At 41.7% G+C, this 25,026-nt stretch carries 24 protein-coding genes and 1 pseudogene; 2 read left to right on the forward strand and 23 right to left on the reverse strand.

Annotated features, from left to right (window positions below; all coding sequences use genetic code 11):
* Positions 1-2: 2 nt before the first annotated feature.
* Positions 3-977 (forward strand): P-loop NTPase family protein, encoded by a 975-nt coding sequence (locus OCV70_RS12025; protein ID WP_117849585.1) that lies wholly within the window; start codon positions 3-5, stop codon positions 975-977.
* Positions 978-1,032: 55 nt separating this feature from the next.
* Here the strand turns inward: OCV70_RS12025 and OCV70_RS12030 are convergent, their stop codons facing one another.
* The 8 genes from OCV70_RS12030 to OCV70_RS12065 all read right to left on the reverse strand — a co-directional run bounded on the left by OCV70_RS12030 (position 1,033) and on the right by OCV70_RS12065 (position 7,212).
* A complete protein-coding gene (locus OCV70_RS12030) occupies positions 1,033-1,521 on the reverse strand; it encodes a GGDEF domain-containing protein (protein ID WP_117849588.1) in 489 nt (162 codons plus the stop codon).
* On the reverse strand, positions 1,503-1,928 hold the full coding sequence (locus tag OCV70_RS12035; protein WP_117849590.1) for a hypothetical protein: 426 nt from the start codon (positions 1,926-1,928) through the stop codon (positions 1,503-1,505). The genes OCV70_RS12030 and OCV70_RS12035 overlap by 19 nt, the downstream gene beginning before the upstream one ends.
* 43 nt (positions 1,929-1,971) lie before the next feature.
* A complete protein-coding gene (locus OCV70_RS12040; protein WP_021926602.1) occupies positions 1,972-2,268 on the reverse strand; it encodes a hypothetical protein in 297 nt (98 codons plus the stop codon).
* Between the two features lie 152 nt (positions 2,269-2,420).
* Complete coding sequence (locus tag OCV70_RS12045; protein ID WP_021926601.1) at positions 2,421-3,293, reverse strand: DUF3881 family protein; 873 nt, start codon at positions 3,291-3,293, stop codon at positions 2,421-2,423.
* Between the two features lie 169 nt (positions 3,294-3,462).
* Positions 3,463-4,758, reverse strand: a complete 1,296-nt coding sequence (serS, locus tag OCV70_RS12050; protein WP_117849593.1) for a serine--tRNA ligase — start codon at positions 4,756-4,758, stop codon at positions 3,463-3,465.
* 169 nt (positions 4,759-4,927) lie between these two features.
* Positions 4,928-5,452, reverse strand: coding sequence for a DUF4446 family protein (locus tag OCV70_RS12055; RefSeq protein ID WP_021926599.1), 525 nt, complete (start codon positions 5,450-5,452; stop codon positions 4,928-4,930).
* Between the two features lie 9 nt (positions 5,453-5,461).
* Positions 5,462-6,445, reverse strand: a complete 984-nt coding sequence (locus OCV70_RS12060; protein ID WP_021926598.1) for a ParB/RepB/Spo0J family partition protein — start codon at positions 6,443-6,445, stop codon at positions 5,462-5,464.
* Positions 6,445-7,212 (reverse strand): ParA family protein, encoded by a 768-nt coding sequence (locus OCV70_RS12065; protein ID WP_021926597.1) that lies wholly within the window; start codon positions 7,210-7,212, stop codon positions 6,445-6,447. Before OCV70_RS12065 ends, OCV70_RS12060 begins: the two co-directional genes overlap by 1 nt.
* A 917-nt stretch (positions 7,213-8,129) precedes the next feature.
* Between OCV70_RS12065 and OCV70_RS12070 the strand changes: the two genes are divergently transcribed.
* Positions 8,130-9,086, forward strand: coding sequence for an alpha/beta fold hydrolase (locus tag OCV70_RS12070; protein WP_021926596.1), 957 nt, complete (start codon positions 8,130-8,132; stop codon positions 9,084-9,086).
* A gap of 770 nt (positions 9,087-9,856) precedes the next feature.
* On the opposite strand, the gene OCV70_RS12075 is transcribed toward OCV70_RS12070, so the two are convergent.
* The 15 genes and pseudogenes from OCV70_RS12075 to rpmH form a co-directional block, all read right to left on the reverse strand.
* On the reverse strand, positions 9,857-10,546 hold the full coding sequence (locus OCV70_RS12075) for an IS200/IS605 family accessory protein TnpB-related protein (protein WP_243000119.1): 690 nt from the start codon (positions 10,544-10,546) through the stop codon (positions 9,857-9,859).
* A gap of 204 nt (positions 10,547-10,750) precedes the next feature.
* Positions 10,751-11,185, reverse strand: a complete 435-nt coding sequence (locus tag OCV70_RS12085) for a hypothetical protein (RefSeq protein ID WP_243000128.1) — start codon at positions 11,183-11,185, stop codon at positions 10,751-10,753.
* Between the two features lie 67 nt (positions 11,186-11,252).
* Positions 11,253-11,446: pseudogene (tnpA, locus tag OCV70_RS20325) on the reverse strand (IS200/IS605 family transposase); the annotation flags it as partial.
* Positions 11,447-11,804: 358 nt separating this feature from the next.
* Positions 11,805-13,610 (reverse strand): DUF4340 domain-containing protein, encoded by a 1,806-nt coding sequence (locus OCV70_RS12095; RefSeq protein ID WP_117849595.1) that lies wholly within the window; start codon positions 13,608-13,610, stop codon positions 11,805-11,807.
* Positions 13,610-15,148 carry a GldG family protein gene (locus OCV70_RS12100; protein WP_173767914.1) on the reverse strand — a complete coding sequence of 513 codons (1,539 nt, stop codon included), beginning with the start codon at positions 15,146-15,148 and terminating at the stop codon, positions 13,610-13,612. The genes OCV70_RS12095 and OCV70_RS12100 overlap by 1 nt, the downstream gene beginning before the upstream one ends.
* A 14-nt stretch (positions 15,149-15,162) precedes the next feature.
* The gene (locus OCV70_RS12105) at positions 15,163-16,026 is read right to left on the reverse strand and encodes an ABC transporter permease (RefSeq protein ID WP_117849601.1); all 864 of its coding nucleotides are present in this window, start codon (positions 16,024-16,026) and stop codon (positions 15,163-15,165) included.
* A 3-nt stretch (positions 16,027-16,029) separates the two neighbouring features.
* Positions 16,030-17,118, reverse strand: a complete 1,089-nt coding sequence (locus tag OCV70_RS12110; protein WP_117849603.1) for an ABC transporter ATP-binding protein — start codon at positions 17,116-17,118, stop codon at positions 16,030-16,032.
* Between the two features lie 192 nt (positions 17,119-17,310).
* Entirely contained in the window at positions 17,311-18,045 is a 735-nt protein-coding gene (rsmG, locus tag OCV70_RS12115) for a 16S rRNA (guanine(527)-N(7))-methyltransferase RsmG (protein WP_117849605.1), read from the reverse strand.
* 55 nt (positions 18,046-18,100) lie between these two features.
* Positions 18,101-19,984 carry a tRNA uridine-5-carboxymethylaminomethyl(34) synthesis enzyme MnmG gene (gene mnmG / locus OCV70_RS12120; protein ID WP_117849608.1) on the reverse strand — a complete coding sequence of 628 codons (1,884 nt, stop codon included), beginning with the start codon at positions 19,982-19,984 and terminating at the stop codon, positions 18,101-18,103.
* Between the two features lie 31 nt (positions 19,985-20,015).
* Entirely contained in the window at positions 20,016-21,389 is a 1,374-nt protein-coding gene (gene mnmE / locus OCV70_RS12125) for a tRNA uridine-5-carboxymethylaminomethyl(34) synthesis GTPase MnmE (RefSeq protein ID WP_117849671.1), read from the reverse strand.
* A 123-nt stretch (positions 21,390-21,512) separates the two neighbouring features.
* Positions 21,513-22,481 carry an RNA-binding cell elongation regulator Jag/EloR gene (jag, locus tag OCV70_RS12130; protein ID WP_117849610.1) on the reverse strand — a complete coding sequence of 323 codons (969 nt, stop codon included), beginning with the start codon at positions 22,479-22,481 and terminating at the stop codon, positions 21,513-21,515.
* A gap of 25 nt (positions 22,482-22,506) precedes the next feature.
* Positions 22,507-23,790 carry a membrane protein insertase YidC gene (gene yidC, locus OCV70_RS12135; RefSeq protein ID WP_117849673.1) on the reverse strand — a complete coding sequence of 428 codons (1,284 nt, stop codon included), beginning with the start codon at positions 23,788-23,790 and terminating at the stop codon, positions 22,507-22,509.
* Between the two features lie 152 nt (positions 23,791-23,942).
* Complete coding sequence (gene yidD / locus OCV70_RS12140) at positions 23,943-24,167, reverse strand: membrane protein insertion efficiency factor YidD (protein ID WP_021925157.1); 225 nt, start codon at positions 24,165-24,167, stop codon at positions 23,943-23,945.
* A 33-nt stretch (positions 24,168-24,200) separates the two neighbouring features.
* The gene (gene rnpA / locus OCV70_RS12145; protein ID WP_021925156.1) at positions 24,201-24,599 is read right to left on the reverse strand and encodes a ribonuclease P protein component; all 399 of its coding nucleotides are present in this window, start codon (positions 24,597-24,599) and stop codon (positions 24,201-24,203) included.
* 122 nt (positions 24,600-24,721) lie between these two features.
* Entirely contained in the window at positions 24,722-24,856 is a 135-nt protein-coding gene (rpmH, locus tag OCV70_RS12150) for a 50S ribosomal protein L34 (RefSeq protein WP_005423866.1), read from the reverse strand.
* Positions 24,857-25,026 lie beyond the last annotated feature (170 nt).

Raw genomic sequence — 25,026 nt, forward strand, 5'->3', positions numbered from 1 at the left:
GCATGAAAGGTTCTCATAGAATAATTGTTGAATCACGAAAAGTAAAATATGATTTTATTATAAAACGAAATATCACAATTCTTACAGGAGACAGTGGTTCAGGAAAAACCGTATTAATTGATCTCATTCATGATTACAGAAGATACGGTGCTGACAGCGGAGTACAACTCTCTTGTGACCGTGCATGCCGTACAATTGATAGTGAAGACTGGGAAAGAGAATTAAAAGAAATTTCAGATAGCATCATATTTATTGATGAGGGAAATCGTTTTCTAAAGTCAAAAAAATTTGCAGAACTGGTACAAGGTTCTGATAACTATTTCGTAATTGCAACCCGCGAAAAGCTTCCAACGCTTCCCTACAGCATTAATGAAATATACGGTTTTCGTGAATCCGGCAAATTCCATAATACCAGACAGACTTATAACGAACTGTATCATTTATACGGTGAAATTTCCGCAGAAACTACCATAGTTCCGCAAATGATAATTACAGAAGATTCCAATTCCGGTTACCAATTTTTTTCTGAATTAGCAAAAGCTCAAAAGATTACTTGTATTTCAGCAGATGGAAAATCAAATATCATTCAAAAGCTGGAAGAAAATCGAGATATAAAAGGAACAAAACTTATTATAGCTGATGGAGCTGCTTTTGGTTCTGAAATGCGTGAGCTAAATGTATATTTAAATAACATCGAAAATGCGGCGCTATATGCGCCGGAATCTTTTGAATGGCTGTTGCTCTCATGCAATATTATACCAAATATAAATGTGCAAAATATTTTGCAAAAACCGGAAGACTATATAGAAAGCAAGGACTTTGTCAGCTGGGAAAGATTTTTTACTGCACTGCTGATAGATAAAACCAAAACTTCTTCTGTATGGTCTTACACCAAAAAGAAACTCTCAAAAGCATATTTGTCTTCTAAAGTTATAAATTCAGTAAAGAAATTTATGAAATTGATTAAATGGGTATAATCGCCGGGCCACTCGCTTCAAGGTGGCTCGGCGATTATCTATAAGTCTGCTTAACTTACTTCTCTTTCATCTTAAACGCAGCCTTTCCATTTTGTTTCACGTTATACAACGCGGAATCGGCGTTTCGGCACAGGGAGATGAAATCTTCGCCCTGATCTGGGAAAGCGGCTCCGCCGGCGCTGGCTGACAGCTGCACCTGTTCGCCGGTTGGAAGCGTCAAGTGAGAAATCATCCTCTGGAAATCTGCCATATAGTTCTGCACTTCTTCCACCGTCAGGTTCTTTAAATAAACTACAAACTCGTCACCGCCATATCGGCCGATAATACTTTCCGCAGGGAAACACTTCTTCATGGTTTCTGCAAAATGCTTCAGGCAGAAGTCTCCATTATTATGTCCATATGTATCGTTATAGCTTTTGAAATTATCCACATCAATAAAAATGAAAACCCCCGGCGTCTTTTTATACATTTCATCTTCCACAGACTTCTGAAATGCCCGGCGGTTAAGGATTCCGGTAAGAAAATCTATAGCGGACAGTCCCATATAAAGCTGTTTATCCTTTTTTTCCAGCTTCCCGATGCATTGACATCACCGCTGCTGATACAGGTAACATAATTCTGTGAATTCGCATTTAACAGCTGAACACTGATTTTTCCCTGAAGCAGTTCATAAACTCCCAGCTGTCTGAGGTTCTCTATCATAATAGACACATACAGACTGTGAATCTGCGAGGAATCCTTCACCGGGACAAAAACTGTCATAATCATATTTCCAGTCTGGCTGGACTGATAGGGATCTGAATTAAAGGATTGCTCTGATTCCAGTGCCTGCTGATTCAGATTCTTCTGCAGACGCTCCAGAATTTTTTCCGGTGTCTCCCCTTCCATGGACTGAATCATTTTCACATCTTCCTGTACATAATTTTGCAGGTATTCCATGGAATCATTCATTTTTTCCGCATACAGGCTTGTGATCAGTTCCAGATGTTCGGTATTATACTTCCGGGCAATTCTGCTGAGATGGAAGTACGCGGCCACAATAATGGCCAGACAGACGGCCAGATATAAAATAAACAGTAATTTTTTTCTCGCTGTCCGGGTTGGAAATACAGGTATAATCCACCACTGCTGATTCTTCTTCCGCCTGAGCCTGATCTGTTCCTGAATTTATCCCCAAGTTCTGGGAACAGCCTCCCAGCAGAAACGCGGCAGATCCCAATACAGCAGCCAGGCCTAGCTTTATTTGTTGTCCTTTAAAAGGTGATTTACTTTCAAACATTTGTACTTTCATAAAATCTCCAGATAGTTTACTGCTCTTTTTTACAATTATATACCCCGCCCAAATCCGCTGTCAATCTAAAACAAAGCCGACAGAGTTTTTTGTTCCCTGTCGGCTTCTGCTGAAAATCTTAATTATTTTTCTTTCCCATGCGGTGTTCTTACTTAAAAATGCAGCTGTCCCTGCAGCCAGATCAATCCCTTGAAACGCCGGCCAACTTCCGGTTCTCCAAGAAGATCGGCTTTGTTTATGCAGACATCAAACTGAATATCATTGCACTCAATTGTCATCTGGCATAATTCTTCGCCTGTGAGAATATTTTTGAATGTGACATATTCCAGGATTTCTCCCATAATACTGTACTGGTCACACTCGATTCCATGAGGCATAAAATAAGAATCTACAATGGTAAATACATCATCTGTCACAATACGCTCGGAAATCATGGAATACGTGTCCATATCTTCCATGGTAAGGTCTTCCATGGCCTCCTCATCACCGTTTCTGGCTGCTGCGATCAGGTTATTGCGGTTCTTTGTCAGCTCCCGCTCTACTTTCACAGCTTCCTTATCCTTCTGCACCGGGAAAAGAATCTTTCCTTCTCTTGCAAGTCCGGTAATGGTCAGCGGCTGTCCCTCACGTAAATTTCCCTTATATTTCTCCAGCATATATTCTGCCGGATTCTGCAGATAAAAGATCAAAGTCACACCAAGACGCAAATCATCGCATGCACCTGCATAGGACTCTTTCTCAGAATGTCTTTCCACAACTACATGCTCCTGGGTCGTGATTCCTGTGCCGCGAAAAAATGGAAATGTATATTCCACGTGAAACTCATTTTCCTCGTCATACTGCCCACAGACTGTAATTCCGCAGTCGCAGCCATAATTCTTGGAATATTCCACAAAAACTCCGTCTGGATGATTTTCTACCGCAATTTTTTCATCGTAAGTACTCATCACATCCCGGATAATTTCCTGCATTTCCTTGCGTGACTTCACTTTCGAAAAGCCAACAGCTCTTAAATAACTGTGCACACTATCACCTCCCTATTCTATGATTTAGGCTTCTTATTTCATAATGTTTTTGTACGATATGATATGTTCTCTTCTGCCGTTTGTGACTGTTTTATTTTTCGTCCGCAAAGCAGAAATTCAGTTTAAAGTTCTGTTTTACGGACTTTGTTGTTTCTTGTCAAATTAAGTCTTATTTATTGGACTTTTTCTCGATTTTTGTCATTCCGCCCATGTATGGCTGAAGTGCAACTGGAATATTTACGCTTCCATCTGCATTCAGGTTATTCTCAAGGAATGCGATCAGCATTCTTGGCGGAGCAACTACTGTATTATTTAAGGTATGTGCAAGATATTTCTTGCCATCTTTTCCATTTACACGGATTTTCAGACGACGAGCCTGTGCATCACCAAGGTTGGAGCAGCTTCCTACCTCGAAGTATTTCTTCTGTCTTGGAGACCATGCTTCAACATCAAGAGATTTCACTTTCAGGTCTGCCAGGTCACCGGAGCAGCATTCCAGTGTACGAACCGGAATATCCAGGGAACGGAACAGATCTACTGTGTTCTGCCACAGCTTGTCAAACCACATTTTGCTCTCTTCTGGTTTGCAAACTACGATCATTTCCTGTTTCTCGAACTGATGGATACGATATACACCTCTCTCCTCAAGTCCGTGAGCACCTTTCTCTTTACGGAAGCATGGAGAATAGCTTGTAAGAGTTTTCGGAAGCTCTTCTTCCGGAATGATCTGGTCGATAAATTTACCGATCATGGAATGCTCACTGGTTCCGATCAGGTAAAGGTCTTCGCCCTCAATCTTGTACATCATGGCATCCATCTCAGCAAAGCTCATAACGCCAGTAACAACGTTGCTTCTGATCATGAAAGGCGGTACGCAGTATGTGAAGCCTCTGTTGATCATGAAATCACGGGCATATGCGATAACTGCGGAATGAAGTCTTGCAATATCGCCCATCAGATAGTAGAATCCGTTACCAGCAACACGTCTTGCGCTGTCAAGATCGATTCCGTCAAAAGCTTCCATAATCTCTGTATGATATGGAACTTCGAAGTCCGGGACAACCGGCTCACCGAATTTCTCAATTTCTACGTTCTCGCTGTCATCTTTACCAATCGGTACAGATGGATCAATGATGTTCGGGATTACCATCATATCTTTCAGAAGCTCTTCCTCTACTTCTTTCTCTCTCTTGGAAAGCTCCTCGATACGCTCGCCGGACGCAGCAACCTGTTTCTTAACTTCCTCAGCCTCTTCTCTCTTGCCCTGGCCCATAAGAGCACCGATCTGTTTGGAAATTTTATTTCTCTCTGCACGGAGTGCCTCAACTTCCTGTTTGATCTCACGGTTCTCTTTGTCCAGCTCCAGAACCTTGTCAACCAGTTCCAGTTTGCTGTCCTGGAATTTGTTTCGGATGTTCTGCTTTACCACTTCCGGATTCTCTCTCACAAATTTAATGTCTAACATGTCTTCCTCCTGTACTGATACGTTTTTTGTATCTGTTATTTTTCATTTCTTTTATTTGTGAATTATATAGACAATACCGCCGGCGGGCGACATGCCTGTTTATTATTTTTTGCTGATTTCTTATTGCTGCTTCAATCTCTGTTATATAGGAAAGTTTCTGTAGAAAACCTTATTCATCTTTCTCAATATTTTCCAGACCGAAATTAACAGCTTTTCGTAAAGCTTCCAGTTCTTCCTGGCTCAGCATCACATAGGACTCTCCCTTTACGATTTCTTTCAGATAAAGGAAGCAGTTGTCTCTGCTGTGCACTGCATTCAGAATAACACCTGAATTATCCTGATCCAGAAGTGCAAGCGCAAAGCTCAGTTTACCTCCAACGTCATCAAATGCATCATACTTCTCAACGCCATATTTACTGAACATGGTTTCCAGATGGTGTTTGATCAGATTGATGTCATGTTCATGATCTTCTTTCGCTTCATAAAGACGATCGATCTGGGCAAATTTGCGTACAAATACTTTTTCAAGAGATTGTGCGTCACTGCCTTTCATGAACACTTTGTATTTACGTTCCAGGCGGCTGATCCGCATCTTGCTGCTGAATACATTTACAGCCAGAACGATTGTCAGAATCAACAGTAAAATAATAATGATGCCAGGGTCCATTCCCAGGCTGTCAAAAATACTGCTCATGCACACTCCTTATCTTATTGATTCAAATAATTCAATGATTCTTTCCAGTTCGTCTCTGGAATAATATTCAATTTCAATTTTACCTTTGTTGTTCTTCTTTCTGTGGATGAAAACCCGGGTTCCTACGATTCCCTTCATTTTCTCCTCGAGGCTTTCGTATATTGCATCTTCCGCAGTATTTACCTGCTTTTCCGCTTTTTTCTTAGGCGGTTCAACAATATGTTTCACAAGTTTCTCTGTTTCGCGAACACTTAACTTCTCGTCGAAAACCTTCATTGCCACGCTTGCCTGTTTGTCCTTGTCAGGAATAGCAAGGATGGCACGGGCATGTCCTGCTGAGATCATCTCGTCAATGAGCATCTGCTGAACTCTTTCGTCCAGCTTCAGAAGACGAAGGGAATTGGTTACTGCAGTTCTGCTCTTGGAAACTCGCTCAGCAATGCTGTCCTGTTTCAGTTTAAACTCATTGATCAGGCGTTTGTAGGCCATTGCCTCCTCAATCGGGTTTAAGTCTTCCCGCTGAATATTCTCAATCAGGGAAATCTCTACAACCTGCTGGTCGTTAAACTCTTTGATAATAACCGGAACTTCTTTCAGGCCAGCCAGCTTGGCAGCTCGCCATCTTCTCTCGCCTGCAATGATCTCGTAGTAGTCACCTTTGTCAGATACCAGAAGCGGTTGTAAAATACCGAACTGTTTAATGGACTCTGATAATTCTACCAGAGCATCCTCATCGAACTGTTTTCTTGGCTGAGTTCTGTTCGGCTCTACTTTCGAGATTTTCACAAGCATTTCTGTTTTCTTTACTTCTGTCGGCGCATCTGCAGTCATTTCTTTTTTGTCTGAAGCGGGGACTGTAGTTTTTACACTCTCAGCCTCCTGCTTTGGATTTACTTCTTTTGTAATGGGCTTTGGTACTGGTTTCTTCTCTGCTGGTTTCTCAGGGAAAAGAGCATCCAGTCCTCTTCCAAGTCCTTTCTTCTTGACTGCCATTATTCAACCTCCCTGTTTATCACTTCTTCTGCAAGAAGGCGATAGCTTTCTGCTCCGGTAGATCTGGGATCGTAAATCGTGATCGGCTGTCCATAGCTTGGAGCTTCTGCCAGTCTGACATTTCTTGGGATAATTGTCTTGTAAATATTCTGCTGCAGATTTTCCTTAACATTCTCTACTACCTGCAGTGACAAGTTGGTGCGCGCATCATACATAGTGAATACAACGCCTTCGATTTCCAGGTTGTTGTTCAGTCTGTCTTTGACCAGATCAATTGTATGTATCAACTGTGACAAACCTTCCAATGCGTAATACTCGCACTGGATTGGAACCAGTACGGATGTGGCTGCTGTAAGTGCATTGATGGTGAGCATATTGAGAGATGGCGGACAATCGATAATAATATAATCGTAATTGTCCTTTACTTTATCTGTAATCTCTTTCAATATGTATTCTTTATTGTCGATACCGACCAACTCAATTTCTGCTCCAGACAGATTTACATTAGACGGTATTAAATCCACATTTTCTACTACATCTTTTACAATTGTTGTCTCAACATCTGACTGTCCTACCAGAAGTTCATATAAGGTATCTTCTACTGCATTTTTGTCAACACCTAATCCACTGGTAGTATTTCCCTGAGGATCCATGTCAATCGTCAGAACTTTCTTTCCCTGTTCTGCAAGGCATGCCGAAAGGTTAATCGCTGTTGTTGATTTACCAACGCCGCCTTTCTGATTTGCAACTGCAATCGTTCTGCCCAATATCAACCCTCCCTTTCATAAGATTTTCGAATTGCTTCACTTTTCCATAGTTTCTTCAATCCTATCATAGAACTATTGCTATTATAACACTTTTAAAATTATCGTGCCACATAATGTTTCACGTGAAACATAGAAAATGCCTTTTTATTTTGTAAAAATATTGTCTATTTTTATCTTTAAAATTATTATACCCACTTTGAATGTAATTCAAACGGGTAGGTGATATTTATTAATGATAGGCTCAATACTTTGTAAAAGGGCGGTTTAGGTAATCAAGGCGGACGCTTTCCCCCAGGTGTTCCGGGGGAAATCTGGTTGTTGAAATCTATTGCTCCACAGAAGTGAATGCAATGCGCATGAAATGTTATGGCTTAAAGTTACAGCTAAAACTGATTCCAAGATAATCGGCTACATAACATCCTGTAAGAACACTTGATATTACTGTGCATAGAACAACGGATCTTAATTAAATTCTTCAGATTTTATCTCTACTCCCGAAATGACCACTTAATAATAACGGGCAGATATTGTGTATTGGTTAAAACTCTCCCCAGCGCCAGTGAAAAAGTATCGTTTTAGCGCATTCCCCTTACCAGTAACCAGTGAGCTCGCAAGGTATATTCGTGAGCAGGTCATTTCAGGAGCGGTCTTAACGTAGACGAGATCCACTGTCTACGGAGACTTAGCATCGAAGGCTCTCCTGAGATGCTTAGTCGCAGTTGACAGTTAGCTTGGCGGAGTGTTGCGACGACCTGCGATGAATATACCTTGTGAACTCGCGTCCGGGCAACGATTGCTTCACTAAGCCGCCCTTTTAGATATCAACCGCAGAGTGTACAAATCCCACAAAATTATTGTAAAATTCACCTGTAAGGCGTATAATATACATACAAATTCAAAGGAGGTTCTCTATAAAAATGAAAGAAAGTAAACACAAACTTTTGACTCTGGCTGCCTTAACCACTATCGCTGCTGGTGTCATCCATCTGTCCAATAGAGTGATTGTTGCCTCTTCACAATTAAAAGAAATGCTCGATTTTTCCAACCACAACTACTACAAATGGCGTTTCGGAAAAATATATTATACAAAGAAAGGCACCGGTTCTCCTATTCTTTTGATCCACGATGCCATGCCTGGTGCAAGTGGATATGAATGGTCACGTGTTGAGAAACATCTTGCCCAGGAGCATACAGTTTATACTCTCGATTTGTTAGGATGCGGACGTTCTGAAAAAGCTGGAATTACATACACTAATTTCCTCTTTGTACAGGTCATCTGCGATTTTATCAAGAATGTTATTAAAGAAAAGACTGATATAATTGCCAGTGGCTTCTCATGTTCATTTGTTACTACTGCTGCCGCATATGACAAAGAAAACATTAATAAAATTATGTTTGTCAATCCTGTAAGTATGGCTTCCCTGGCCCAGATTCCTACTCAGAAAGACAAAATATTTAAATTTCTCGTAGAACTGCCAGTGTTTGGAACCTTTATTTATCATATAAATGTTTCACGTGAAACAATTAGTGATTTCTTCCTGGATAAGCTTTACTACAATCCATTCCACGTAGATGGTGATGTTTTGGACGCTTACTACGAAGCTGCTCATAAGGGTGGTTACTATGCCAAGTATTTATATTCAAGCCAAAGTGCTAAATATATGAATATTAACATTCGTCATGCCCTCAGCACACTGGATAACAGTATTTATATTGTAGAAGGCGAAGACGAGTCAAACGGTGCAGGAATTGTAGAAGACTACTGTAAAGCTAATCCAGCAATTGAGTCCGCAACCATTCCTTATTCCAAGCATTTCCCACATATTGAAAACGTAGAAGCGTTTCTCGAACAGGTTGGGGCGTTTTTCGATTAACGCCATTTATTTTTTATATAACAATACTCGCTTTTTCTTTTGTTATTTCAAAGTCTTGAAATGTTTTTTAATAACATTTCAAGACTTTTTCATTGTTCACTTATTCATTTTCTTATCTTTTGCACATTTTGTGATATGTATTTTCATCATAATATTATCTTTTTCTCGCTATTTATCTCTTTCTTTGCGCATTTCATCTAATATATTGATATTTTTTATTTTTGGCAGGATTATTTTTCCTAATTAGGCTGCACGTATTTTGTTATTATTTTTATATTTCCTCATTGTTTTGTTTGTTGTTTGCACAATGTGTTTTGGATTGTGCCTAGAAAAGTTTTTCTGTGAAACAAAGCACGTGAAACGCAAGAATAATCTTTCAGGCGTATTCTAATGTAACGTTCCCTGCGCGCTTATTAGTAAGGCGTATGTTCTGACGCTTTTATTTTATGTCGATTTTCATTGCTATTTTCTTTTGCAAGTCCTATTTTTATCTCTTTTGCTTTCAAAAGTGCTATTTTTAGTACTTTTATTATTCTTTTATTGTGGCAGTCCACATTTTCGTGCTTTTAATATATTTTCCGACATTATTTTCGTACTTTGTAAGTGGATTTCACACGACTAAAGTCGCGTGCTCCTCAGTCGCTTTAAGCGACAAGGCTAAATATCGGCGGATACGCCTGTAACTTAGGATATGCGCAGTCATGCGCTTTTCCATGCCAGATATGGCAGGTTCCAACATCACAGGTAGTCCGCTGTATATCTGCCTGTGTTTATGCTGCTCTTAAAAGTTCCATTTCTAAAAATAATTCTCCTAAGTCCGCATATACACATGAGATCCTACGCTTTACTGAAGGGACTTTTGCCTCCAGTAAAGACCTTTCCGTTGCCGGAAGGGGTTTTAAAAGTTCTCTGATAAAATATCTTGCCCCGATATTATACGATGCTGACAGATCACAGTTATATCTTTTTCCGGTCTGGAATACACAGAGGCTGTGGTTTTTCGGGTCACGGGATACCCTTCCGGAGCCATCATATGCAAGCCTGCTTGTATCCCATGCGCAGACTCTGGATACCCGCATCCCTTTTCTATGTGCCTGATGTTCACAGCGTTTCTGGATATCCCGTTTTCTCCACAGATGCAGTTTCTGTTTTTTCTCTCCGGATATCTTCCCCTGCATTTCCAGATATTCGAATACGATCACATCTGCATGGTTTTCCTCTGCATATCTTATGATTGCACCTGCGATCTTCTTTCCCAGCTCTATATTCAGGCGTTTCGTATATGCCCATCTTCCCCGTGACTGCGCAGAGCCGTGTTCCCTCTGGAACTTCCGGATCCGTCCCAGCGTGCGATACATCCAGTCTTTTTCACTGGGATGATTGATAAATCTTCTTCCCAGGACAGTTCCGTCTGCCCGCATAATGGTACAGACTGCATCGGTATTGATCCCCAGATCCACACTGCAGATGACCTGTTCTTTTACCGGTGTTTTTGTAAGTGTTATTTCTTTCGTATAGGAAAAACGCAGGAAATATTTATGGTGTCTTTTCTCCAGTATCGGGGGCAGATGCCTTTTTCCCCGACCAGTTCTTACGAAGATATTCCATATCTGTATGGTTTAAACGCACACAAAACCATTTCCAGTCATGGCCATCATACAATTTCAGATATGCTTCCTCTTTTCCTTCTGCTCCCTCTCTGTACATGACACCACGGTAAAAAACAGGCATGGCATGATTCTCATACACCAGTTTGGGCATCCCTGTTTTTTCCCCTGACTTTGTCCACAGATCCATCCGTGTTTTGTAAGAAGATACACTTCCCAATGCATGCCGGATTGCAGCTCTTCTGAGGTAGGATGGCATCTTCGGGAAGCGGAAGTCAAAATCAAAACGTGCAGGATTTTTTTCGTAGTATGCACCAGATGCTCTGCGGCATTAAAACGCCTTTTAGCATCCGGGATCTCTTCCAGTTCTTCCCACACCTGCTCATATATTTCTGTCAGATAGCTGACCGCAGACCGATAGAGTCCCAGTGTCTGGCGGATCGGGATATTCTGTTTTCGTGCTTCTACGCCATAGCTGGATACTGTCTGCATCTCTTTTCCTCCAACAAACCATTTCTTCTGTCAGGCTTTTTTCTTTTTCCTTTTGTCCTTCGATGTAAACAAGCAGATGGATATGGTCCGGCATCACCTCCATTGCCAGGATCTGAAATTTATATTCTTCTGCAAGATCCTGTAACATTTCTTTACATTCTGTATCGATTCCATTTTTTAAAACCTTTTTCTGTATTTTGTACACCAGACAAGATGATACTGCAAAGAACAGCCATATCCCCTACCATATGAAAGTTTGTTATATCTATATCAAATATATCTTTTCCATATAAATATTATATCATATGTATCTGTTTGTGTAAACGTTTGTTCTGTTTTTTGTAAAAAAATTTGCGCGTCTAACTCATCACTGGAAGTAACGAGAATGCGACGCGCAGTTATTCAAAAACAGTAAAGATGCATGATAGTAAAACACATTCCGCGATGCAAAAGTAAGTTTCCGCAGAATGTCTATTTTTTTGTGAAACCCAAAAGAGTAAAAGAGCTCCGATGCAAAACTAGCATCTTAGTTTTACATCGAAGTTCTTCAAATTTGCCGCATCAAAAGCCAGCTACATCAAATTATTTTATTTCTTATCCAACCCGTTTTCGCAGTCTATCATTCTGCAGCATCTGTTTCGTCTTCCGCCAGGCTATTAGAAGCAGCAGTTCCCTCTTCTTCAGTGTTATCATCCGTATCACTTGTACTGTTCTCCTCTATCCCTGCAACAGTTTCAAATGCCTGGAATAATTCTTTCGCTGTCATTTTGTTTATCAGATATGTTTTTCTATCTGTAACGGCAGCATAGTAATTGGTATCGTAGGAGTAATATTCTACGGTTGTTTTATTTCCGTCAACATCTGTGAAATCTACTGTCATTTCAGGGTCTGCGTTTGACTCAAATTTGTCAGTAAGTCGTTTTTGTGCAGCCAGGTTGATCAGTTTATTGTAGAAAGTGGTAAATGTAGCACCGTCCAGCTCGGCGCCATTCAATTTATAGGACAATGTTACAGTCGCGGAACTTGAGGCATCCTCAGCACTGTCATCTGCACTGTTATCTACATCAGCCTCATCACTGCTTTCCTCTTCTTCCGAAGATGTTTCACGTGAAACATTTACAGTGTACTCATCACCTTTGTAATTTACATCCAATGTTTCCAGGTTATTAACTGACAGATAACTTACTGTCAGATCCCAGAAATCGGCAGCTGTTTTTCCCAGGAAGGTGTCCAGCGTATCTTCTGAAATTGTATAGATTTCATTGCTGTCATTTACGCGTACATATCGTCCGCCGTCAGATGACTCATCGCCAACCTGAATCACAAGCTCGCGATCAACCATCTCGGTCTCAACCTCTTCCTCAGAATCTGTGTCAGCTTCATCTACAGCCTCTTCTACATCTCCCTCGGAATCCGCAGTAGCTTCGTCTGTATCTGTATCGTTCGCACTTTCTGCATCATCATTTTCTGCTGTGTCATCCGCCGTGCTCTCCTCAGAATCGGCAGCTTTTTTCTCATCCTGGTTCGCATTCTCAGGTGCCTCTGTAGCGTCCTCTGAGCCGTTTTTAGCCTCATTTTTCTCATCAGCGGAGTCTTTCTCGACTTCTTCCTGATAATCCACCGTAATTTCAGCATAAGGCTTATCCAAACCATACTGAGAAAGCTCTTCATCTGAGCAGTCGTAGTTAACAAAGCTTGCATATGCCATGCCAGAAACGGCACTTGTCAGGGATGTAGTTTTTGCAGAATCTGCCTTTTCCGTGTTGCCGTTTTCTGTTATGTTCCAGAAGTTATTTTCATCCTTTTCAATGCTATAGGAAAAATCTTTTCCATCCACAGACACTTTACTTATTGTGGAGGAATCCACTGTTGGGAAAGTTCCGCTCTCAGCAAAGTCATACAAGGTTCCTTCAAAGGACTGGAATGTGGAATTGCTAACTACATAAACAGTGGAGGAATCTTTATCCAGGTCAATGTATTCCTGGCTGGTAGAATCATTCTCCATGCCAACGCGAATAACCGTTTCACTTCCATCTTCCATTGTCACTGTGATTGTATTTTCCGGCTGATCCAGCTCGTACTCAGAAGCGTCTTCCACATCTTCCAGTGTTCGTTCCGCTTTCACAGAGCTCAGGGAGCTGATCAGAGTATCCATTTTATCCTGGTCTACAGGAAAAGCAGTCTCATCGCTTTTCACCCAGGAATCTCCATCTTTCTCAAAAGTAACTTCTTTTTTATCCATTACAAATTTAACAGATTTTACATCATCGGACGCAATAGAAATAATCTCCTGAGATTCCTCCTCATCGGCTTCTGCCTCTTCGGCATCCTGCTTCGCCACGTAGGTTTTTACACCTACGTAAGCTCCGCTGAGAACAACCAAAACGCCCACTGCTGTAATAAGATTTACAGATTTTTTCTTCATCAGGCTTTTCTCCTCTTTAACCAGATCATAAATCCAACTAACAGGAATGCTCCCGGAATCAAACCAATCACACAGATCTTCCAGAAGCTTGCATCATATGCTGTCAAAGTCAGATAAGATACTTCCAGGCTCTTGGACGGGATAGAGACTGTTGTGCTGTCCTCCGTGTCAACAAGAGCACTTAAGGAAGCCATTACCAGTTTCTCATTTCCGCCGGAAACCATCTGGTTCACCTGGCTCTGAAGTAAATTTGATGTTGAATAATAAATAATGTGCGTTTCTTTATCAGTATCAACAGTCTCTGTAATGCTTACACCCAGATCAAACGGACCATCAACATCTCCATCTTCTTTTGAAAGAGTTCCGCTGTTCACATCCGTCTTGGAATAAGCACTATCAGAGGTTGTGAGAAGACTTTCAATCGTTACAGTATCTCTTACATCTTCTGATTTCTGAATTCCCTGTGCGTATGGCATAAGAATATAATATCCAGAAGAAACAAGATCAGAAGTAATGTCTGTACTATTTATGGTAGGTACCAGATAATATGGCATCTGTGCCGCATAGTGCTGGGAATCTCCCTCAAACACCAGGCCATCTACTCGATTTACACCATAATTTTCAAGTACAGCGTCAAAATTCGGCATTTCCTGTCCGGTGTAATCAGAGAAAATCATTGCTTTTCCTCCATTTTCCAGATACTCGATCAGCGCTGTTTTCTCATTTTCTGAGATATCGGTTGTAGGCGCATCAATCAACAGACAGCTCGCATCCTCTGGAACGCTTCCCTCTGTAAGCAGATTCAGGGACTTAATCTCCATGTTGGCTTTCTCAATGTCTTCCTTCACTGTGGAATCCAGATCCTGCTCTCCATGTCCCTCTAATGTATACATCACCGGCAGGTTCTCGCTGGTTACATATGCAATGGCACTTGTAATCTGTCCTTCTCCATCGAACCCTGTTGTCTTATAACTGTATGTGTTGTAATCAAGGGATGATTCGTATATATTGTTATAATTTACAACTTTATTCCTGTCACCGCATACAATAATCAGACTGTTGGATGATAAATTATCACTTGTGTATTCACTGATAAATTTCGGATTTACCACCGGGTCCTTCTGTTCTACAGTAATATGATCAGACTCATCTGCATATCTCTGAAGCAGGTTGCTGATGTTTTCGTCCTCACTTCCTCTCTGGGCAATCTGATATATGATCACATCTTTGTCCAGATCCTTCAGCATTGCTTTTGTTTCATCTCCGATTGTATAAAGTTTTTCGGAGCTGATATCAAGCCGGGTGTATTTAGAAGGAAGATTTCCAACTATCATATTTATAACAATAATGATAGCAACAAATACAACAATCATAATAGAACTGTAGCTTCCATTTTTCAGATACTTTTTGTTAATTGTATCTTTAAACTTTTTCCTTTGTTTTTTGCTACTATTGTTATTGTTTTCTGTCTTCTCTACACTTTCCGTATTTTCTTCGTTTATGTTGTTATTGTTATTATTTTTCTTACTAAAAAACATTTCTTCCCACCTCCTTAATTCCAGCGTCTCTTCAGTATTGTCTGCATGGTAAGGAATATGCAGATTGTAATTACAGATACAAAGTACAATACTCCAGTCACATCAAAAATACTGTTTGTGAAATTTTCAAAGTGAGAGCTTAAATTAAATACTTCCATCACTTTCTGGATTCCGCCTTCAAACACACTGGATTTTACTACATAAATAATCACCAGCACAGCCTCTCCAGCTACACAAATGATACCTGAGATCACTGCATTTTTGATCATGCTGTAAATCATAAGGCTCAGTGCAATGATCAGAAGTCCAAATGTTACGCATGTGGACATTGCGGTCTGTGAAAAGAAGGATGAAATACCGTTCATCATATAAAATGCGAACAAAAATACAAAGGTCAGAACCGCAGCAATTACCTGGCTCTCAGTGATTGCTGAGAAAAATACGCCGATTGCAATGTTTGCACAGCCCAGAAGGAAAAATCCAAGGAGCGCTGTGTATGCGGATCCAAAAGCTACTGTTCCGAACTTTGACATAAGCAGCGGATAAGTTGCCAGAACTGCAACAGGAATTGCATAAATGGTAACAAGTGCCAGATATTTTCCCATTACAATGCCGAACACAGATACCGGAGAGGTCAGCAGCAGCTGATCGGTTTTCTGTTTTCTTTCTTCAGCAAGTACACGCATGGTCAGGATCGGCACTGCGATCAGGAACACAAAGGTCATAGCATTTAATGTGTATTCAAATTTTGGATATGCTGCTGTAAGCTGATATGCGGAGAAATAAATTCCCGCAATAAGCAGTACAAAGAACATAAACAGATATCCAACCATAGAAGTCAGGTAGCTTTTCAGCTCCCTTTTATAAATAGCAAGCATGGTTTACTCTTCCTCCTTTTCCTCATCGGATCCGTTTTCTTCTGCTTCACTTTCCCCAGAATCTTTTTCATTCAGATAGTTTTCTGCATCTGCAGCGGTTTTAAAAAACGGCTTTCCTGAATTCTTTTTCTCCGGATTTTTATCTTTCTTCTCACTTTCCGTAAGTTCAAGGAAAATCTCCTCCAGAGATACTTTCTTAGACTGCATTTCAAGGATCGGACAGTCAGCATTTACCATGCTGTAGAATACTTTCTCACGTACATCCGTATTCTCCTCTGTGCCCACTGTGACGCTGTATACGCCTTCTTCTGTGCTCTTTGTATCTTTCTTAACCGTAACCTCTTTCACGCTTTCTACGCTCTCTAAAGCGGCTCTGATGGTGTCTTTCTGACCCTTGACAAGAAGATTCAGGTTGTTGGAGCCTGCTGCCAGTTTTCCAAGATTCTCAGGTGTATCGCTGGCTACCAGCTTTCCATGGGAAATAATCAGCACGTAATCACAAATTGCACTGACTTCGGAAAGAATATGGGAGCTTAAGATTACGGTGTGTTTCTTTTTCAGGCCTTTGATCAGCTCTCGGATTTCGTTGATCTGTTTCGGGTCAAGGCCTACCGTTGGCTCATCCAGAATAATGACTTCCGGGTATCCAAGCACAGCCTGTGCAATACCAACCCTCTGTCTGTAACCTTTGGAAAGGTTTTTGATCAGACGGTTTTTCATGTCTGTGATTTTTACCATATCCATAATTTCTTCGATCATGGATGCTTTTTTAGCTTTCGGAATTTTCTTCAGATCTGCAACGAATTTCAGATATTCCAGAACTGTCATATCAAAATAAAGGGGCGGCATTTCGGGTAAGTATCCGATGCATTTTTTTGCCTCCTCAGGTTCTTCCAGAATATCATGACCATCAATTACTACTGTTCCCTCGGTGGATGCAATATATCCGGTTATCATATTCATGGTTGTGGATTTTCCGGCGCCGTTAGGACCCAGAAATCCGTAAATCTTACCTTTCTCAATTTCAAAAGAAAGGTGGTCTACAGCGGTATGGTCGCCATAGCGTTTTACCAGATTTTTTACTTCAATCAAGTTTCTTTACCTCCTTCAAGTTGCAAGCATCAGGAGTATCCCTGACAACTTTCTATGATAATTCTATGTACAAACTGTGAGGAAATTTAGATGATTGTGTGAGAAAAGTGTGATTATTTTGTGTTGGAAATGTGTTTTGGAAAGTAAAAAATTCCAGGCAGCAAAATCTGCCCGGAATCTTCTTTTTAAGACTTACGCCAGCGGCTCTTTAGAGGGCAATCCAGCCTTCCTTGGATACTTCTTTGCAGTTGGTTTTACCTTCTTGATTACGACGAAAGAACGGTCCATATCAGTGTCCATAAGTGGGAATTTTACCACGTCCTGAACTTTGCCGCCGAGGATTTTTACGGCATTTTCGGCCTGGGTAAGTTCCTCGTCGATCTTACCGGATTTATAGGAAATAAAGCTTCCGCCTTCTTTTACAAAGGGGATGCAGTACTCGGAAAGAGTACTTAAATTGGCTACAGCGCGGGAGACGCAGAAGTCGTATTTCTCCCTGTGCTCTTTCTGTTTGGCGTAGTCTTCAGCTCTTCCGTGGACTGCGGTTACGTTCTTAAGCCCCAGCATTTCAATTACCTCATTCAGGAAATTTACCCTTTTGTTCAGGGAATCCAGAAGGGTAATCTTCAGCTCCGGAAAGGCAATTTTCAGTGGAATTCCAGGGAATCCGGCGCCGGTTCCAATGTCAATGACAGATTTTCCTGCAAGCTTATTCTGGTCAAAATTACTTACCTTTACAATCGAAAGGCTGTCCAGGAAATGCTTCAGAATTACTTCCTCATACTCGGTAATTGCAGTCAGATTCATCACCTTATTTTTCTCCACAAGGTACTCATAATAGGTGATAAACTGCTTTTTCTGGTCCTGGGAAAGGGCAATTCCAAGCTCTTCAAGGCCTTTCTCAAAGAGAGTTAAATCGTATTCCATATATGTCTCCTTACGTTAAACTGCTTTTTATTTTTATCCGTTAAAACGTACCAAATTAATGATTCTTCCCGTACTGCTCCATATACACTAACAGTACCGAAATATCAGCCGGGGAAACGCCGGAAATTCGGGATGCCTGTCCAATGGAAACCGGTCTGTAAAGTTCCAGTTTCTGGCGCGCCTCAATGCGCAGGCTCTTTACTTTCTCATAGTCCAGATTTTCAGGAATCTTCTTAGCTTCCAGCTTCTTAAACTGCTCTACCTGCTTCATCTGGCGGCGAATATAGCCGTCATATTTAATATTAATATTCACCTGTTCCTGCACATCCCAGGCAAGCTCCGGTCGATTCTTGTCAATAGGAGCCACATCCTCATAAGAAAGCTCTGGTCTGCGGATCAGTTCAGCAAGGCTGATTCCGGACTTCAAAGGGGTGCTTCCCTTGCTTTCCAGAAGGCTCTGAACAGCCTCTGTCATACCTACATTTGTATTCTCAACACGCTGGATCTCTTCTTTGATCAGGCGCTCTTTTTCCACTACTTTTGCATAGGTTTCATCATCCACAAGACCTACTTCCCAGCCTTTTTTGCGAAGTCTCAGGTCCGCATTATCCTGACGGAGAAGCAGACGATACTCTGCACGGCTGGTCATCATACGGTACGGTTCATGGTTTTCTTTGGTAACCAGATCATCAATCAAAACGCCGATATAAGCCTCAGAACGATCCAGGATCAGCTGGTCTTTTCCCAGTACTTCCATGGCCGCATTGATGCCTGCGATCAGTCCCTGGGCTGCTGCCTCCTCGTATCCAGAGCTTCCGTTAAACTGCCCGCCGCTGAAAAGTCCTTTGATTTTCTTAAATTCCAGTGTTGGATAAAGCTGTCTTGGATTGATGCAGTCATACTCGATCGCATAAGCATTTTTCACGATTTTGGCATGCTCAAGGCCTGGTACGCTGTGGTACATTGCCTCCTGCACATCCTCCGGAAGGGAGCTTGACATACCGCCAATATACATCTCATTTGTGTACATGCCTTCTGGCTCGATAAACACCTGATGTCTCTTTTTATCTGCAAAACGAACTACTTTATCCTCAATAGACGGACAATAACGTGGACCAGTTCCCTCGATCATACCGGAATACAGCGGGGAACGATCCAGGTTCGCGCGAATAATATCATGGGTAGTCTCATTGGTGTAAGTCAGCCAGCAGGATTTCTGCTCAATCTGCACGTCCTCCGGGTCTGTGGAAAAGGAAAACGGCACCACTCTTTCGTCACCGAACTGTTCTTCCATTTTGCTGTAATCAATGGTATTTCCTGCAATTCTGGCAGGTGTTCCGGTCTTGAAACGGAACATTTCGATTCCAAGCTCCTTCAGGGAATCGGTCAGATAATTTGCCGCCTGAAGTCCATTGGGGCCTGTATAATTGCTTACATCACCGTAAATACATCTTGCCTTCAGGTAAGTTCCGGTACACAGAACAACTGCCTTACAGTGGTAAACTGCGCCAGAATAAGTCTTCACTCCGGTGATTTTCCCATCCTCAACAAGAAGCTTGGTTACTTCTCCCTGGCGGATAGTCAGGTTCTCCTGATTCTCCAGAGTCTTTCTCATTTCGTTGCTGTATGCCTGCTTGTCGGCCTGGGCGCGAAGGGAGTGGACAGCCGGACCCTTGGAACAGTTCAGCATTTTGGACTGAATGAAGGTCTTGTCAATATTTTTTCCCATTTCGCCGCCCAGGGCATCCAGTTCACGTACCAGATGGCCCTTAGAGCTGCCCCCTACATTGGGATTGCAGGGCATCAGTGCAATACTCTCTGCACTGACTGTAAACATAATGGTATCGAGCCCCAGTCTTGCGCCTGCAAGTGCTGCCTCACAGCCTGCATGACCTGCACCAACCACTACAATGTCATAATTTTCTTCCAGTGTTTTCATGATCAATCTCCTCGTATAATCTACACATCCATTATTTTCCCATACAGAATTTACTGAAGATCTCGTTCACCAGATCCTCGCCAACTTCCTCTCCTGTAATCTTTCCAAGGCTTGCGTAGGCAGCCATCAGATCAATGGAAAAGAAGTCCTCCGGCATGCCGTCCTCGATGCTTCTTCGCACCATGGAAAGGCTTTGGGCTGCCTCCTCCAGTGCCTCCTTGTGGCGGGCATTGGTAATATAAACCTCATCATTAAAAGAAATCTTTCCGCTGAAAAACATGGACTTAATCGTCTCAGCAAGCTGGGTGATTCCAGTCTCTTCTTTGGCAGAAATGGGAATCACTGGATGAGAAGTTCTCTCTTCCAGCGCCTCCATGCTTACTGCAGACGCAAGGTCTGTTTTGTTATAAAGCACAATGGCTTTTCTGCCTTTCAGCATCTCTATGATCTCTTCATCATTTTCGTCAAGAAGTGTGGAACTGTCAACCACGTACAAGATCAGGTCCGCATCTTTTGCCGCCTCACGGGCACGGGATACGCCGATTTTCTCCACTACATCCTGGGTTTCACGGATTCCCGCAGTATCCACAATTTTCAGCGTGATTCCATGAAGAGTGATGTACTCTTCCAGAATGTCTCTTGTGGTTCCCTCAATATCCGTTACAATGGCCTTATTTTCCCCAACCAGAAGGTTCAGAAGGGAAGACTTGCCGGCATTTGGCTTTCCTACGATAACAGTCTCAATTCCCTCTCGGATGATCTTTCCGTCTGAGGAAGTTTTCAACAGGCCGTCGATGGATCTCTGTTCTTTTTCCACAATTCCGAGAAGCTTCTGTGGATATCCATCAAGGCTGATGTGCTCCGGGTCATCAAGTGCTGACTCAATAAAAGCAATTTCATAAATCAGATCATTCCGGATCTCCTTGATTGTCTTCTGGACAGAGCCTTTCAGCTGGCTCATGGAACTTCTCAGGGCATATTCATTCTTCGCCTGGATCACATCCATAACAGCCTCTGCCTGGGAAAGGTCCAGTCTGCCGTTGAGGAATGCCCTCTTGGTAAACTCTCCCGGGCCGGCTATTTTAGCACCGTTTTTCAGGACGGTCTCCAGCACACGGTTCATGGCATAGACACCGCCATGACAGTCAATTTCTACGGTATCTTCTCCTGTGAATGTTTTGGGCGCGCGCATAACCATAACCAGAACTTCATCTACCGCTTCTTCCCCATCATAAATATAGCCATAGTGAATGGTATGGGTGGGTACTTCTTTGATCTTCTTTTTCCCGCCCTTGGAACGGTAAATGCGGGATATAACGTCCATGGCTTCCGGGCCGCTGATTCGGATGATTCCGATTCCCGAAGCACTCACAGCAGTAGATATCGCTGCAATTGTTGTATTCATGTGATTTCCTCCATGTTTGATTGCTTCTCTTATTATACAAAAAAAATTATCCCAGGGAAAGACATGAAAACAAAAGCCTAATGCTTCCGTTCTTCCATCTTTCACCTGGAATAACTTAATCATTTACCATCTTTTTAATTTTACTACAACGTGGCGGTATGGCTCTTCGCCCTCGCTGACAGTCTCCACATACTTGTTGCCCTGAAGTGCTGAGTGAATGATTCTTCTCTCATATGGGTTCATTGGCTCAAGTACAACTGGCTTTCTTGTCTTCTTAACCTTGTAGGCAATTCCTCTTGCAAGATTCTCCAGAGTCTCCTTGCGGCGTCTGCGGTAATCTTCTGTATCAAGCTTCACCCTGATATAATTGGTCTTGCCCTTGTTTACAACAAGGCTTGTAAGGTACTGCAGGGAGTCAAGGGTCTGTCCTCTCTTACCGATCAGGATTCCCATATCCTCTCCTTCAAATGCAACCTCAAGGCATCCGTCATTTGTGTTGTATTTGGAAGTGATCTCCACTTCGCCAAGATTCATGGATGCAAATACATCGCGAAGGAATGCAATTGCTCTGTCCTCAATGTCTTTAATCTCAGCCGGATCGGTGATGATCTCAACAGGCTTGGACTGCTTTGGCTTCTCTTCTCTTGGCATTTTTTCTTTTACAGGTTTTTCTTTTGCCGGACGTTCTTTAAAATTTTTCTCTTTTGCAGGGCGCGGCTGTTTTTCCTTTGTATCTTTAAAAGGTTTTGGCTCTTTCGGCTCTTTTACAGGAGCTTTTTCTTTCACCATCTCACTCTTTTGAGCCGGCTTCTCAGCTTTTGCAAAAGCCTTAGGTGGCTTTTTATTGTGCTCTTCTTTAATCGCATCAACCTTAACAGTATCTACGATTTCCTGTATTTCATCCTCTTCAGAAACAGTATTGATCTTGCGTGCTTTGATAATTGCCGGTTTGCTTCCGATACCAAAAAATCCGGAACTACCTTCAGAAACCACTTCAATATCCAGCTGATCACTGGACACACCTAATTCGATACACGCCTTGGTGATTGCTTCATTCTTCGTTTTTGCTGAAAACTGGATAAACTCCTCCATCTATGAAACCCTCCGTTCCCGACCGTTACTTCTTCTTGTTTCTTTCGTCAAAATCCCTGACCATATTTGCTTTTGCTGTAATACTTCCAGCCTTCGCATTTCTTGCTTTCTGGTAGGATTCCTCAACTTTTCTGGCTCTTTCTTCTGCATTTGCATTGCTGGAGCCTTTGTCAATCTTGGTATTAATATTTTTTGTAGACTGATTTGCCTGATTGGTAATCTTCTGCGGTGGAAGTCCTTCTTTGGTACGCTTCTTTTCAAGCTTCTTCATGTTTTCATTAATCAAATCATTAATGTCCATCTTATCCAACAGGCGGTTAATCACCAGCTGCTGTATGCTTCTTACAACTGCACTGGCAATCCAGTAAATACCAAGACCTACCGGGAAAGTAAAACAGAATACAGCTGACATAAGCGGCATAACTGTATTCATAGTCTTCATGGAAGCCTGCATAGTATCATTACTGTCACCAGAAGCTGCTGCCTGCGGCATCAGTTTATAGCTTAGCACCTGAGTAGCCCATGAAAGAATAGGAATCATAATTGCAGCAATTGCCAAAGCTATGGAAGCTCCTTCAAAAGCAGCCTTAATGTAATTCAATGGCTGGTCTGCAATGTTAAGTCCGAAAAAGTTCTGCATCTTTGAAATCTCAGCAGCTGTTGTATTGATAGTATCTGAAAATCCGCTGAATTGATTCATAGATGCAAGATCCTTCCACTGAGAAGGAGACAATGCATAAAGGAAGTCAATCACAGAATCACTGGTAGCCTTACCATTATCCAATGCAAGCTGTACACGGGTCATTTTATTGTCTGTAATAAAATTCTGAATCAGATCTGTATATCCGCTTACGCCAATAATCTGATCGACAAGACCTGTAAATACAGTCTTTACGCTTCCAACATAACCCGGAATTTTGTAAATTACCTGCCATAATGCCATCAGGACAGGAAACTGAATTAACAGCTGAACACAGCTTCCGGTAGGTGAAACACCGTATTTCTGATATACAAGCTGAGTTTCTTCCTGCATTTTCTGCATGGATGCCTGGTCTTTTTTATCTTTGTATTTCTTCTGAATCTTCTGAAGCTCTGGCTGCATAACACTGCTTAACTTAGAGAACTTTTGCTGCTTAACCTGCAACGGTGTCATAAGCAAATAGATAATAATACTAAAGATAATAATACAAAGACCCAGGTTCTGAATACCCACCAGATCCAGGACTCTGTAAATTCCATCCATGATCCAGCCCATAATTGAAGCCAGCTGACCAATAATAGGAATACTGCTCTTCGTTAATAAAATCATATCCAAGTTTGTTTCCTCCTAGGCTTTAACTATTCAATTGTCAATGTTTTGCTGTATATAATTCCGGCTTACAATGTCATTTATTGTACTTTTATTGTAAAAATATTATCTTATAAATCTATCATTGTAAAAAGAACACTTTACAGCACCTTTTATGGTACAGGGTCGTATCCACCATGTGAAAAAGGATTACAGCGCAGAATTCTCCACGCTGCAAGAAGCCCGCCCTTAAGCGCACCATATTTTTCGATTGCTTCTAAACCATACTGAGAACATGTGGGAATATAAGGACATTTTGTTCTCTTCATCGGCGATATATATTTCTGATAGAGACGAATCAATCTGATCATAATATTTTTAGGTTTCCATCTGTTCATAATATGACCCTCCCACGGAACGATCTGCGAGTACTACTGCTCTCCTGCCTGACCTGATCCGTTCTCTGATTCTTCTGAATGAACCTCAGCCTCACGGCGGATCTTCATTCTTCCTGCAAGGTGCATAAGTGCACTCTCGATCTCCTGGTAGGTCCTGTCCTTGGCATTTGGCCTTGCGACCACTACAATGTCCAGCCCCTGACGAAATGATCTCTCATTCAGGCGATAGCTCTCTCTGATCAGTCTGGTGACTCTGTGGCGTACCACACTATTCCCTACTTTTTTGCTTACTGATATTCCCAGACGATTCTCCATGTGCCTGTCATGGTTCTCAAGCACATACATCACCAGATACCGATTTGCCTGTGATGTTCCTTTTCGGTATACTCTTTGGAATTCGTTATTTTTCTTTAAGGAGTCTGAGTATTCCATCTGATTCTCCTTTTGCTTATTTTCATAATGCCGCACTCGCTTTATCTTAGCTGTATAAGGCGACATATTCTGATTATTTCTTTATAGAAGAAAAGACCACAGAAACTGCGGTCTTAACGGTCTTAAGCAGATAACTGCTTTCTTCCTTTTAATCTTCTGGCAGCTAATACTTTACGTCCGCCTTTTGTGCTCATACGAGCTCTGAAGCCATGGACTTTCGCTCTTGATCTTTTTTTCGGCTGAAATGTCATTTTCATAGGTAAAGCACCTCCTTTATCTATATGGAATTTAAAATTATTAACCTAATCAGAACATCATTTCAATTATATTCATAAATGCGTCCCTCGTCAAGCAAAAATTCTTGCAAAATTAAAATTTTTATATATTTTTAGTTATCCACTTATTTATCCACACTGTGCATAACTTG

Source organism: Blautia acetigignens, from assembly GCF_025566865.1.
GTDB classification, from domain to species: Bacteria; Bacillota; Clostridia; order Lachnospirales; family Lachnospiraceae; genus Blautia_A; species Blautia_A acetigignens.